Genomic DNA, 13,100 nt, shown 5'->3' on the forward strand with positions numbered 1-13,100 from the left:
ACACCAACTGCATATTTAACATTTATAGGTTTAGCTTCCATTTTATTACATTTAATGTATAAATTACCCCCCCCCCATGCGAACATATGTTTGGGATTGCTGTTGACAAAGGAAATTCCATCCATATTCCCTCTAATTGCAAATCTATGTAAACCAAATGCGAGAATGGCCATACACCTTCACCACCAGACAAATTTCAACTACTTCTCAATCACACGTACGTTCAGCCAAATAAAAAAGCTCTGCATGCCGATTGCAAAAGGAGTACATCTTCATCCCATGCAGAGCTACGTCTGTCTTTACAATCACCCTTTGTGCAACCGGCTGCCATAGAACGATAACGTTCCTTAGGCCCTTGGCTTTGCGCCCCTGCCTTTCGACAGGTTTGCCCTTTAACAAGGGTTACAGTTTTCCCCATTTTCATGGATTTAAGCCAAATACACCCCTAAAACGTATAGTAAAATTTTCTAATTTAATTATAGCAACATTTACCTCATATTTCAACAAATTACTCCATTTTTCTGCAATGTTTTTCATCGAAACTTTTATACACAGCCAACCAAAACCCCCTGATGCCAAAAATAAAAACAACCCCTCACGGGGTTTTAAAAATTTAATTATCTCTTCAGTGTTATCTCCAGTCTTCTGTCAATTCTGTATTCAAAACAGACCACCGCTTTCTCATCAGCAGGTACTTCAACCACAAATTCTATTTCGCGGGATGACTTCTTGATATAATCGTGACTTGACGATACCATCTCCCACACGCCCCAGATTTTATGAGTAAAATGCACTTCCGCTGGTTTATCCTTATGATTTTTTATTGTGTACTCATATCTGTAATGCTCAAAACCATTTAGTTTTTTACGCCCCACTTCTCTACAGTCAAAAGTTATATCAAAGGCATTACCTATCTTGAGCTTTATGTTTTCGTCTTTTGGGGTGTGATCTATAAAGTCTTCACCTATAAACTCCAGAGAACCATCGTCCTCATCCACCTTATACAGTTTGACTTTGCCTTTAGGCATAGGAATGCCCAGACCCGATTCCCTCGTGTTGGCAAACTCAACAACGATGTTTACTTTTTCATCATATACATCCAGCTGATAGTATTTCTTATATGGCACATTTAAACCGCTGAGTATGTTAATCTGCTTGGTCTGATTATCCTTCAACGTGGTAGGATGAAGCAGCGTATACATGTGATAGTCAAAAAAGCTCTTCTCTTCAGCCTGCGGCGCCATTGCCTCCTTAACATACACTCCATCCTCAAAACATTCAATCCGGCGGAGTTCCTTGACACGATACACATCACCGGCTATAAGCTTGACCTTGGCATTTTCAAACGTTGCCCCGCTCTCATTTTCAATCTCAGCCCATCCGGCGATGTTTAAAACATTTTCTGAAAGCTCTACCACATAATTGGCAACCCATTTAAATCCACGGCAGAGATAAGAAACCCTAACAGTATCCGTTCTGCTAGGCGCTATCTTCCATACAAGGGCCGGCTTCACGATTAGGCCAGACGGCAGCGACGGCAATACAATTTCAGCCTGTGAGTCAATGTATATCTCCTTTGTAGCACAATCTTCCAGAATACACTTACCTCCCTCTTCAACCGACAACAACCGGCATTTTTTCTTTTCACCAGTCTCTCTATCCACCAGCCATACATCTTTATCGATGTACTTTTGGAGGAGCTTATCCCTGCTCACCAGGTCATAATCATAGTTGAACTCAAGCACGTTTAATCCCTCAACAAGCAGCGAATCGGTTTCTATGCGCTGGGCCACATCTGCGAAGACAAGCTCGCTCTCTTCACCTGTAAGGCCAACCGTACGAACTTCTTTGACGGTTCCAAACCCTCCGTTGTAGATGGTCAAAGATACTTCTTTTGTATCCGCCGAGGTGCAAATCTTTACCATCGATTTTCACCCCCTGTATCTTAAACGTGCTGATATGCAGCTCTTACTGTGACAATTTTTTTTACAAAAATGACATTGTCTATAGGCTTCTTTATGTCCTGCTTATCACAATATATACTTACCGATTGCCCTGCTAAACGCCCGTATATCAAAAGAACCGCGAAGCTCGAATTTGACCTTACCAATAGCGCTTACATATATCTCCAGTTCACAATCCCTATCAAACACACCCGCCGTTTCAACCGAAAAAGCCTGAATTCTGCTGTACGGAATCGACGTGTAATCCACTTTGGTCCCGGTAAGGCCCTGCACGTTTACTGCGATAATGCGCTTATTTGTAAAAATTAGTTTATCCCGCACCGATTGAAAAGCTGCAATAACCTCCTCATCGTCTATCAAAAGAGGTGCTACCGCCTTTTCTCCTTCTGCCTTTGAGATTGGCGAAAGCTTAAACCAGCCATTTTTAAAGTCGATCATACCCTTTCTCCCTTCCTCAAAGATTTGTAATAAAAAGCGTCAAAGTCAAAGTTCAATTCGTTACTACATTTAAATAAGATGCAATCACCATCAAGCCTTTTTTATCAGCTCCTGCCTTTCATACGTGATACGCTCAATCTCTCTTTCAGCCTCATCAAGGGCTCTCTCAAGCCTTTGCTTAACATTCTCCACCTGCCTCAATACCCGCATTGCGCTTTCCCGCGATTCAGAAATCCGCGATTGAACAACCCAATCGGCAATTAGCCCATCAAAGAAGAAGTCGGCAAAGGTGGCAAAGGAGCCTATATCTATATTCAGATGCTGAAAGCTGCCCACATCCATAAGTTCCCTCTCCAGCCTGCGCAGCTGATATTGTACTTGACTTACGGTAGCTTTTGCATCATCAATGTAAGAATGTTTGATGGCTGTGGATAGAATCCCTCCTCCTATGATGTCCCATGTACCCCAACCACTAGCGCTATTAAGGCAGCTCAACACCCTCTCCAGTCCGGCCATTGCTGCATTGGCCGCTTCTAACGCTTCCCTGATCTCCTTTGCCTTTGCACGGGCTTTTGCCAGCTTTTCAGAAAGGTCTGCCAGTTCCCTGGAAGTGCCGTCGTGCATTCCCTCCAGGACTTTTTCCTTTTCCCATAGGAGGTCCTGGTATTCCCTTTCCAATACATTTATCTCTCCAAGCTGCAGCTTAAGATCGTGGATTTCCTTTTCCAGGGCATCCAGCTCATCCCGGCACTGGTCATACTTAAGCTTTGCAGCCAGATACTCCTGCCGCTCCTTGTCCAGCCGTTCTTCTTTCGTCCCCAGAATAGAATAGAACAGGTTGGTAAGGTTCATCCCTTCCAGCTGGGCCACATCCCTTTTTTCCTTCTCAAGCTGGTTTTTAAGTTCATCAATGCGCTTCTGTAACTCGTTATAGCTCTTCTCTGCAGCCTCCAACCTGCGCCGGATTTTGTAGCCTTCCTGGATTCGCTCTTGAAGCTCTATTAAACGGCTATTCAATTCTTCTAACATGGCAACACATCCTTTCCCTTGAAAGGCAATCTATACCTTCCAGTTTTTATACTTTTAAAATATTATACCATTAAAAACAGATTATAGCAGGCACCAAACATTAAATTTTTGTATAAAATCCCTTGGCTAAAAATACTATCACAAGCGAAATGAGCATGCCTTTATTTGTAGCGGAAAAAAGTACAAAAATTCAGTATATAAAACATTAACAGGGGTGTTTTATTCAAACACCCCTGTCTCAAGTCACGCTCTCCCCTCATTTATAGCCCTTATCTTGCTCGGATCAATTTTGGGCTTCCTGTCATATGTCATAAGGCCGTTAACCTCCTGCTGCACATCGGTAAGCTGGGTATAGCAAAAGCCGCATATATAGTCTATCGACATGATAGCGCGAGTCAAACCGGCAAAGCGCTTCAAAAACTCCTCCTCATCAGCAACCTTATCACCGTATCCCCATCCCTTGCCCGATGCAAAGGCTATACCGCCATACTCAGTTATAAGCACAGGCTGGCCTTTATAACCATACCCTTCAGCAAATATGAATTTCCCCGCAGGAGCGCCATTTACCACCTTATCTTTGTCAGCATAAACCCTCCTCAAATCCTCTCCATTTGAACGGTAATCGTGTATGGTACACAAATCTGTATCGGTATGTTCCCATCCGTCATTGGATATCACCAGCCTCGTTCTATCCAGGCTCCGTATCATATTGACGACAGCCACCGTATAGCTCTGCTGCTGCCTATCCACCATTACGTTGGGCACACCCCAGGACTCATTGAATGCCGTCCAGGCTATGATGCAGGGATGATTGTAATCCCGCTCGATGATTTCCTGCCACTCCTTAATATACGCATTGGCTGCCCTTGGGCTGTATTCATAATATGAGGCCATCTCGCCCCAGACCAAAAGTCCCAGCTTATCGCACCAGTAGAGATACAATGGGTCCTCCACCTTCTGATGCTTCCGTACACCGTTATAGCCAAAGGCCTTGGTCATTTTTATATCGTTTATCAAAGCCTCCTCGCTGGGAGCAGTGAGGTTTGACCCGGGGAAATACCCCTGATCCAGTATCAGCTTTTGATAATAAGGGCGATTGTTTAGTAGCACCTTGCCGTCCTTGACCGACACCTTGCGCATGCCAAAATAGCTGACAACATGGTCAACCGTATCGCCTTTTTCATCCACCAACGTAAACGTTATATCGTAAAGATTTGGATTTTCCGGGCTCCACAGCATTAAACCCCACTTGAAGGCATGGCTTATGACGCTCACCTCGAAAATGACCCGCTGCTGAAGACAGGGCACAACAACTGAAGCTACTGACACGCCGCCAAAAGATATACAGGCTTTCAAGGTGCAGCCGACGGCTTGTGGAGTAAGGAAAGCCTCTATGTTGACAGTGCCTTTGTCAATATCAGGAGTCATGCGGACGTTGACAATATGCGCCGGGTTTACGGGCTCCAGCCACACCGTCTGCCAGATCCCAGAGGTACGGTCATACCAACAGTCAAAAGGCTCATCCAACCACGACTGCTTCCCACGAGCCTGCTGGCGTTCGGACGATATGTCGTCCGCTTTTACCACCACTTCATCGCTGCCATCCCACCTTAGAGCATCGGTTATGTCAAAGCTAAAAGGCGTATGGCCACCGGTATGGCTCCCCATATATACACCGTTTACCCACACTTTAGCGTGGTAATCCACTGCACCAAAGTGCAATATAATCCTTTTGCCCTTCCAGCTGTCCGGCACTGCCAGTTTGCGCCTGTACCATATGTGGTCATGGCGCGACGTATCCCCTATGCCGCTTAACTCGCTTTCAAAGCAAAACGGGACATTTATGGTACGTGAAAAAGCGTGCCCTTTATACCACTTCTCCCTCTCCCCGACATCTTCATCATCGAATTCAAACTCCCACACCCCATTTAAATTAAGCCAATCTTTTCTCACAAAATTGGGACGCGGATACTCAGGCCGTGGTATGCTTGACATGAAAAACCCTCCTTTTTCAAGCTTATACACCAATTTGTTCATTGCTCAAAAGCGTTTTTTTCCGCCAGTTGCCTTTTTTGTAGAAAACCGTGGTGATTATGGCACCACACACCCAGGCAATCAGCAGGGATATAAACACAGACTCTGGCCTGCCAGTGGGATAGGCTTCACTTCGCGTCAGGTAGGCGATGCCGTAGGCAATGGGCACACGCAAAGCAATTGTGGTTATAAGGGAAATCCACATGGGCGTCATGGTATCGCCTGCCCCGCGCATAACCCCCGACAGAACCTGCGTCACCGCCATGGCGATATATCCCGCCGCAAGGATGCGCATCATGCGCATGCTTAAATCCACAAGCTCAACGGTACTGGTAAATATGTTCATGAGATACCTGCCAAAGGTCAATATGATTATTGTAATTATGGTAGAAACGCTAACCGCGATTATAAGACCCTCCCGGGTTCCCCTCTCCACTCTGTCCATCTTTCTTGCACCAACGTTCTGCCCTGCAAAGGTAGTCATGGCAACGCCAAAGGTAAAGTTTGGCATCATGGCAAAACCGTCCACGCGCATGACCATGACGCTACAGGCGATAACCATTTCACCGAAGGTGTTGGTCAAAGACTGTACAGCAATCATTGCAAATGAGAATATGGCCTGAGTCAGTCCGGATGGTATCCCGAGCTTTATCAGCTGAAGTACATACCTCTTCAGCGGCTTGAGCACCTTCCAGTTGAGGTCAAATACTTCATCCATTTTTTTCAGCTTAACGAGGCACAGGACGGCAGATACCATCTGCGCAATAACGGTTGCCAGCGCTACCCCGGATACACCCATATTAAACCCTGCAACAAACCATATGTCCAGTACCACGTTGAGAGCGGTAGATATAAGCAAAAACACCAGCGCCGAAAGCGAATCTCCCAGGCCGCGCAGGATTCCCGATAAAATATTAAAGTACGAAAAACCCCAGTTGCCTACTAACAATATCAATAGGTAATTGGCGCACCAGTCTAAAATGGACTCGGGCGTATTTATAAACACGAGCATAGGACGGACCACAATGGGCCCCACCACCATTATTATCAACGACGCTATGGCCGTAAGGGTGATACATACACCAATGGAACGTGAAAGCCTTTCGCGGTCCTTTGCCCCGAAATACTGCGCGACCATTATGCCCGCACCGGTGGCCACCGCTACAAAAAGCACAAGCAAAAAATTCAATACCGGGAAAGCAGTACCCACAGCAGCAAGGGCATTATCCCCCACATACCTTCCAATGACAATCGAGTCAACGGTATTATAAAGCTGCTGCGCCACATTGCCAATAAGCATGGGAATGGAAAACTCGATTATTCGCTTCCACGGTTCCCCCACTGTCATATCTCTTGGAGCAAACAAGTCTGCAAGCCTTGCCATATGTACATTACCAACCCCTTTTTTATAAACCCCTTTTCTGTGTATTTCGCTGCTATGAATATCCTTTCACCTCATTTTAACAAACATCCCACAAAAGGTTAAATGTGCATAGCCACCCCACCCCCTACGTATCACATATCAAGCAAAACCCAACACTTATTTTACCATATTTTTGTGAAATAGTCTCGTCTTACGAACTTTTTGTCAGCTCTGAAATCCCGAAAAGAAAGCTTTTGCTACTGTCACAAGTTATTGACAAATAACATGACCGTGATTATTATATTACTCATATAGGATTACTTAAAAATATTCATTATTAAAGAAGGCTGGTTTGATAAAAACCACCCTAAGCATATAAACTTTTAATATTGGGTAAATAACGAACAAGGGGGGTAAAAATAATGCCTACTGGAGCGCATGCCAATGAGGCACATGCCAAGCTGGAAGCATTAAAAGATTTGCTCAAATCCATGGGAAGCGTCGTCATCGCCTTTTCAGGAGGAGTGGACTCTTCATTTCTCGTAAAAGTAGCCCATGATGTTTTGGGGGATAAGGTGCTTGCTGTGACCGCCAGATCCTCTACATATCCCGAAAGGGAATTCAATGAGGCAGTGCAGTTTGCAGCCGAGCATGGAATTCCACACAGGGTAATAGTATCGGAAGAGCTCGAAGTGAAAGGCTTTTCTGACAACCCTTTAAACAGGTGCTACTTATGCAAACATGAGCTGTTCAGCAAGATCAAGAAGCTTGCAGAGGAAGAAGGCTTCAAATTTGTAGCCGAGGGCTCAAATTATGATGACCTCATAGGAGACTACCGCCCCGGCCTTCAGGCGGTGTCAGAACTCGGTGTGGTAAGCCCTTTGAGGGAAGTCAAGCTCACTAAGGAGGAAATCAGGCTGCTGTCAAAAGAGATGGGCCTGAAAACCTGGAACAAGCCCTCTTTCGCCTGCTTGTCATCAAGATTCCCTTACGGAGAGAAGATAACGAAGGAAAAGCTGGAAATGGTGGACAAGGCAGAGCAGTTCCTTATAGATCTGGGCTTCAGGCAGGTCCGCGTAAGATATCACGGCAGCGTAGCCAGAATCGAGACAGATGAAAACGGCTTTGACAAATTCCTGGATAAGCAGGTAAGGGAAGCCATATATTCAAGGTTCAAAGAGCTGGGCTTTCTATACGTCGCCCTTGACCTTAAAGGATACAGAACAGGAAGCATGAACGAAGGTTTTTTCAAAAGGGGTGAGGCAAATGCATAAGGCTGTGCATACCGATAAAGCTCCCACTGCTATAGGGCCATATTCTCAGGCTATAGACACAGGGGCTTTGATTTATACATCGGGGCAGATCCCAATAGACCCTTCAACCGGCCAGGTGGTAAGCGGCGGGATTAAAGAGCAAACCGCCCAGGTGCTGGAAAACCTAAAGAACGTGCTTGAAGCCGCAGGGAGCGGCATGGAAAAGGTGATAAAGACCACCGTATTTATGAAGGACCTCAGCGATTTCTCGGCCATGAATGAGGTGTATGCAAAGTATTTTTCCGAGCCGTATCCCGCAAGGTCGTGCGTTGAAGTAAACAGGCTGCCCAAGGATGTATTGATAGAAATCGAAGCCGTTGCGCTAAAGTGAAAGAGGAGCGGTGATGTTTCATGGGGATATCCAAGCAATTAAAACTCGAAACCAAAGTAGTACATGGATATAAGGGCTATGACCAATACACCGGCGCGGTAAGCTTTCCGATATATCAGAGCGCTACCTTTAAGCATCCGGGCCTGAATCAAACAACAGGATACGATTACTCCAGGGTTCAAAACCCAACAAGGGAAGAGCTTGAAAATACCATTGCAAACCTTGAAAATGGAAAACATGGTTTTGCATTTTCAAGCGGTATGGCCGCTATTTCAACAGTGCTTTCTTTATTTGAGCCAGGCCAGCACATCATCGTTTCAGATGACCTTTATGGGGGTACATACAGGCTGTTTGAAGAAATTTACAGGCGATACGGTATTGAATTCACTTATGTAGATACCAGCCGTATCCATGAAGTAGAACAGGCCTTAAGAAATACCACAACAGCAATATTTATCGAAACGCCTTCCAATCCCATGATGAAGGTTACCGATATTGCCCTTACAGCCGCCCTGGCAAAATCAAGAAAAATACTGACCATTGTGGATAATACCTTTCTTACCCCATATTTTCAAAGGCCTCTCGAACTGGGAGCCGATATCGTAATCCACAGCGGGACCAAATACCTCGGAGGCCACAACGATACATTGGCAGGATTTATAGTTGTAAACGACGACGACATAGCCGAAAGGATAAAACTGATACAGAAATCCGAAGGAGCGGTTTTAGCTCCCTTTGATAGTTGGTTGATCCTCCGGGGAATCAAAACGCTGGCAGTAAGGCTTGAAAAACAGCAAGAAAATGCGCTGACTATCGCTAAATGGCTGCAAAACCATAAGAAGGTTGAAAAAGTGTATTATGTAGGGCTGAGCGATCATGAGGGCTACGAGATTTCCAGGAGGCAGGCTTCGGGTTTTGGCGCAATGATATCATTTTCAGTTAAGGACACAGCACTGGTAGAACAGGTCCTTAAAAGGGTACAGGTAATTATGTTTGCCGAAAGCCTTGGAGGCGTAGAAAGCCTCATAACCTATCCTATTGTACAGACACACTCAGCTATACCTGAAGAAATGAGAAGGCGAATTGGCGTTACAGATAAACTTCTTAGGCTGTCTGTAGGAATTGAGGCGGTTGAAGATCTTATATCCGATCTGGAACAGGCGCTGGACTAAGACGTGAAACAAATTCCGTTTGCCAGCCCCGCTTATGCAGGTAAATGATAGTTTCCCATAATCAAGTCAATAATCAAGATAAGGTGATATATATGAGATTTGCAACAAAACTAATTCATAACGGAAATGAAATGGATAAAAATACGGGAGCGCTCAGCATACCAATATACCAGGTTTCAACCTACCACCTGAGAGACATCGACCAACCACAGGAATACGAATACTCCCGCTCGGGCAATCCAACCAGAAAGGCCCTTGAAGAAACCATAGCCATACTGGAGGGAGGCGATAAAGGCTTTGCCTTTGCTTCCGGAATGGCCGCAATATCCTCGGTGCTCTCGATTTTTTCTTCGGGCGATCATATTATAGTGAGCCAAGACGTGTATGGCGGGACCCACCGGATCATAACATCGTTCTTCGCACGCTATCACCTCTCCGCCAGCTTTGTTGACACAACAGATATCGATGCTGTAAAGAAAAGCATCACCCCCAATACTAGGGCGATTTATGTCGAAACGCCTTCAAATCCCTTGCTTAAAATAACTGATTTAAGGAGCATAGTTAAAATCGCCAGAGAGCATAACCTTATCACCATTATCGACAACACCTTTATGTCGCCCTATCTGCAAAGGCCTATAGAGCTTGGGTTTGACATTGTAATTCACAGCGCTACAAAGTTTATCGGCGGACACAGCGACGTGATTGGAGGCCTGGTAGTGGTCAAAGGCGCTGAATTGAGCCAAAGGATATATTCAGTGCAAAATGGCTTTGGCGCAATTCTTGGCCCTCAGGACAGCTGGCTGCTTTTAAGAGGCTTGAAAACGCTTAAGGTCAGGCTTGATTATCAGCAGGATAGCGCGCAAAAGCTCGCAGAATATCTGCAGAAGAATAAAAATGTAAAACAGGTATACTATCCAGGGCTTCAAAATCACGAGGGCAGAGACATTCATTACAGCCAGGCGGATGGAGCAGGAGCTGTGCTTTCTTTTAAAACCATCGATGCTGAAAAAGCAAAGAGTTTCATGAAAAAAATAAAGCTAGCCGCAGTGGCTGCAAGCCTCGGCGGAATTGAAACCATCGTATCCTATCCGGTTAAAATGTCGCATGCCGCTGTACCCAAATCAGAAAGAGAAAGGCTGGGGATAACAGACGATTTGATAAGAGTATCGGTGGGGCTTGAAGACATCGAGGATTTAATTGAAGATTTCGAAAAAGCGTTATATTGATTCTTTTATGTTGATTCTTAAAACTCCTAACCAAAGGCTTACCTTAATTCAAGGTAAGCCTTTTTTTATAAGTTTTTAAGTTTTTACAACTATTCATATTATTCATATAGGAATTATTTAAAATAACTGTTGACAGCCGTTATGTTTTTAAATAAAATTAAATAGTACTAATCATATAGGAATAGTATTATTTGCAGGAGGGTTGGAAATGAACTTGCACCATCCACGCCACTATCATCACACACATTTCGGTCATAAAGAGCGGGTTTACTACCATCATGCTGAAAACTTCAACGACTACATCCAGGCAGTAGAGGAATATAAAAAAGCTTTCCTTCAAAAAGCGATGTACTGAAATATACCCCCGACCCGGCAGTCAGGGAAATGCTTCTACATATGGAAAAGGCGGGATGTGAAACCTGCTTTGACCGCTTTGACAAACAAAAACCTCAATGCTCTTTCGGTATAGCAGGTGTATGCTGCAGAAACTGCAATATGGGTCCATGCAGGATTACCAAAAAAAGCCCCAAAGGAGTATGCGGCGCAGACGCCGACCTTATTGTGGCCAGAAATCTTTTGCGTTGGGTTGCAGCAGGAGTGGCAGCTCATGGCGCAAGGGGCCGCGAAATAATGCTGGCTTTAAAAGCTGCCGCTCAGGGTCTTCTAGAGATGCCCATTGCAGGAGCTGATAAGTTGAAAAAGTCGGCCGTCCAGCTTGGAATCAATACAGAGGGAAAAACCTTGGAAGAAATAGCTTCTGAGGTAGCCGATATTCTCATCGAAGATTTATGCAGAGCGGTCCCTGGCAAACATAAAACCTTGCACGCCTTTGCACCAGAAGAAAGAATAAGAGTATGGGAGGAGCTTGATATTCTCCCCATCGGAGCCTATCACGAGGTGTTTGAGGCTCTTCACAGAACAAGCACGGGGACCGATGGAGATTGGGAAAATGTCATGAAGCAGTTCTTAAGGTGTGGGCTTGCATTTGCCTGGACCAGCGTACTTGGTTCCTCCATAGCCATGGACAGCCTTTTCGGCATGCCCCAAAGAAGAACGGTAAGAGCAAATTTAGGAGCTTTGAAAGAAGGGTACGTCAATATTGCCGTCCACGGGCACTCTCCGTTGCTGGTTAGCGAAATCGTAAAACAAGGAAGAAGCCAGGAGTTTATAAACCTCGCAAAACAAAAAGGTGCTTTGGGCATTCAATTTTACGGCATATGCTGTTCAGGGCTTTCTGCAATGTATCGTTACGGCGGAGTCATTCCGCTATCAAATGCCATTGGCGTAGAGCTGGTGCTTGGCACAGGCGCTATTGACCTGTGGGTAGCAGATGTTCAGGATGTATATCCTTCCATCATGGAAGTGGCGAAATGCTTTAAAACAACTGTGGTGACAACCAGCGATTCTGCAAGGCTACCGGGAGCCGAACATTACGGATACGACCACATGCATTCGAATCTGAGCGAGACCAAAGCGCTCGCAAGAAAAATCATAAAAAGAGCTATTGACAGCTTTGCATCGAGGAGGGATGTTCCTGTCTTCATACCCCAATATGAAGTAGAAGCTGAAGTAGGCTTTTCATTGGAGTATGCTATCAGCCATTTTGGAAGCATAGAAGTAATAGCTGATGCCCTGAGAGACGGCAAGATCGCAGGAATTGTAAATCTCGTGGGTTGCAACAACCCAAGAGTGATTTATGAAAAGGCGATTACAGACATCGCATCGATCTTAATACAAAACAACATCCTCGTTCTGACAAACGGCTGTGCTTCATTCCCTTTGCTGAAATTGGGCTTTTGCAATAAATCCGCCCTTAGCATGACCGGGAGTGAATTAAGAGAGTTTCTCCAACCGGATCTCCCTCCGGTCTGGCATATGGGTGAGTGCCTTGACAACGCGAGAGCATCTGCGTTTTTCAGAGCGCTGGCTGATGCCTTAGGTAAAGATATAAAAGATATGCCTTTTGCCTTTGCAAGCCCAGAATGGTCCAATGAAAAAGGAGTCGGGGCAGCTTTGGGATTCAGGCTCCTTGGAATCAACTCTTATCATTCGGTTTATCCACCGGTGCAGGGTTCTGAAAAGGTGATGAAATTTCTATTTGAGGATACGCAAAAGACTCTGGGCTCGGTTATGGTTGTGGAAGTAGACCACGAAAAGCTTGCTGAAAGAATAGTGTCAGATATAAAAAACAAGCGAAAAGCCTTGGGATGGGAATAAAAATCATTACAAC

9 protein-coding genes, 1 pseudogene and 1 riboswitch are annotated in these 13,100 nt (G+C 45.1%); of the genes and pseudogenes, 5 read left to right on the forward strand and 5 right to left on the reverse strand.

Going from position 1 to position 13,100, the window contains the following annotated elements; genetic code table 11:
* Positions 1-312: 312 nt before the first annotated feature.
* Positions 313-400: riboswitch (cyclic di-GMP riboswitch) on the reverse strand.
* A 217-nt stretch (positions 401-617) separates the two neighbouring features.
* The 5 genes from BM241_RS05195 to BM241_RS05215 all read right to left on the reverse strand — a co-directional run bounded on the left by BM241_RS05195 (position 618) and on the right by BM241_RS05215 (position 6,849).
* The gene (locus BM241_RS05195; RefSeq protein ID WP_092282199.1) at positions 618-1,925 is read right to left on the reverse strand and encodes a DUF4139 domain-containing protein; all 1,308 of its coding nucleotides are present in this window, start codon (positions 1,923-1,925) and stop codon (positions 618-620) included.
* A gap of 105 nt (positions 1,926-2,030) precedes the next feature.
* Complete coding sequence (locus BM241_RS05200) at positions 2,031-2,402, reverse strand: PH domain-containing protein (RefSeq protein WP_025747825.1); 372 nt, start codon at positions 2,400-2,402, stop codon at positions 2,031-2,033.
* Between the two features lie 90 nt (positions 2,403-2,492).
* Positions 2,493-3,431 (reverse strand): hypothetical protein, encoded by a 939-nt coding sequence (locus BM241_RS05205; protein ID WP_092282200.1) that lies wholly within the window; start codon positions 3,429-3,431, stop codon positions 2,493-2,495.
* Positions 3,432-3,674: 243 nt separating this feature from the next.
* A complete protein-coding gene (locus BM241_RS05210) occupies positions 3,675-5,426 on the reverse strand; it encodes a glycoside hydrolase family 2 protein (protein WP_092282201.1) in 1,752 nt (583 codons plus the stop codon).
* 22 nt (positions 5,427-5,448) lie between these two features.
* Complete coding sequence (locus tag BM241_RS05215) at positions 5,449-6,849, reverse strand: MATE family efflux transporter (protein WP_092282202.1); 1,401 nt, start codon at positions 6,847-6,849, stop codon at positions 5,449-5,451.
* A 401-nt stretch (positions 6,850-7,250) separates the two neighbouring features.
* On the opposite strand from BM241_RS05215, the gene larE reads away from it, so the two are divergent.
* From larE to cooS, 5 genes and pseudogenes are all read left to right on the forward strand, one after another.
* Positions 7,251-8,102, forward strand: coding sequence for an ATP-dependent sacrificial sulfur transferase LarE (larE, locus tag BM241_RS05220; RefSeq protein WP_092282203.1), 852 nt, complete (start codon positions 7,251-7,253; stop codon positions 8,100-8,102).
* Positions 8,095-8,472 carry a RidA family protein gene (locus BM241_RS05225; RefSeq protein ID WP_092282204.1) on the forward strand — a complete coding sequence of 126 codons (378 nt, stop codon included), beginning with the start codon at positions 8,095-8,097 and terminating at the stop codon, positions 8,470-8,472. The genes larE and BM241_RS05225 overlap by 8 nt, the downstream gene beginning before the upstream one ends.
* 20 nt (positions 8,473-8,492) lie before the next feature.
* Complete coding sequence (locus BM241_RS05230; RefSeq protein ID WP_092282205.1) at positions 8,493-9,644, forward strand: trans-sulfuration enzyme family protein; 1,152 nt, start codon at positions 8,493-8,495, stop codon at positions 9,642-9,644.
* Positions 9,645-9,736: 92 nt separating this feature from the next.
* Entirely contained in the window at positions 9,737-10,870 is a 1,134-nt protein-coding gene (locus BM241_RS05235) for a trans-sulfuration enzyme family protein (RefSeq protein ID WP_092282206.1), read from the forward strand.
* 208 nt (positions 10,871-11,078) lie between these two features.
* Positions 11,079-13,087: pseudogene (cooS, locus tag BM241_RS05240) on the forward strand (anaerobic carbon-monoxide dehydrogenase catalytic subunit).
* Positions 13,088-13,100 lie beyond the last annotated feature (13 nt).

The sequence above is a fragment of the Caldicoprobacter faecalis genome (genome assembly GCF_900115765.1).
Taxonomy (GTDB): domain Bacteria; phylum Bacillota; class Clostridia; order Caldicoprobacterales; family Caldicoprobacteraceae; genus Caldicoprobacter; species Caldicoprobacter oshimai.

Excerpts from the sequence above, each read along its gene's own strand:
- BM241_RS05195 (WP_092282199.1), bottom strand. The coding sequence starts at position 1,925 with ATGGTAAAGATTTGCACCTCGGCGGATACAAAAGAAGTATCTTTGACC.
- BM241_RS05200 (WP_025747825.1), bottom strand. The coding sequence starts at position 2,402 with ATGATCGACTTTAAAAATGGCTGGTTTAAGCTTTCGCCAATCTCAAAG.
- BM241_RS05205 (WP_092282200.1), bottom strand. The coding sequence starts at position 3,431 with ATGTTAGAAGAATTGAATAGCCGTTTAATAGAGCTTCAAGAGCGAATC.
- BM241_RS05210 (WP_092282201.1), bottom strand. The coding sequence starts at position 5,426 with ATGTCAAGCATACCACGGCCTGAGTATCCGCGTCCCAATTTTGTGAGA.
- BM241_RS05215 (WP_092282202.1), bottom strand. The coding sequence starts at position 6,849 with ATGGCAAGGCTTGCAGACTTGTTTGCTCCAAGAGATATGACAGTGGGG.
- larE (WP_092282203.1), top strand. The coding sequence starts at position 7,251 with ATGCCTACTGGAGCGCATGCCAATGAGGCACATGCCAAGCTGGAAGCA.
- BM241_RS05225 (WP_092282204.1), top strand. The coding sequence starts at position 8,095 with ATGCATAAGGCTGTGCATACCGATAAAGCTCCCACTGCTATAGGGCCA.
- BM241_RS05230 (WP_092282205.1), top strand. The coding sequence starts at position 8,493 with ATGGGGATATCCAAGCAATTAAAACTCGAAACCAAAGTAGTACATGGA.
- BM241_RS05235 (WP_092282206.1), top strand. The coding sequence starts at position 9,737 with ATGAGATTTGCAACAAAACTAATTCATAACGGAAATGAAATGGATAAA.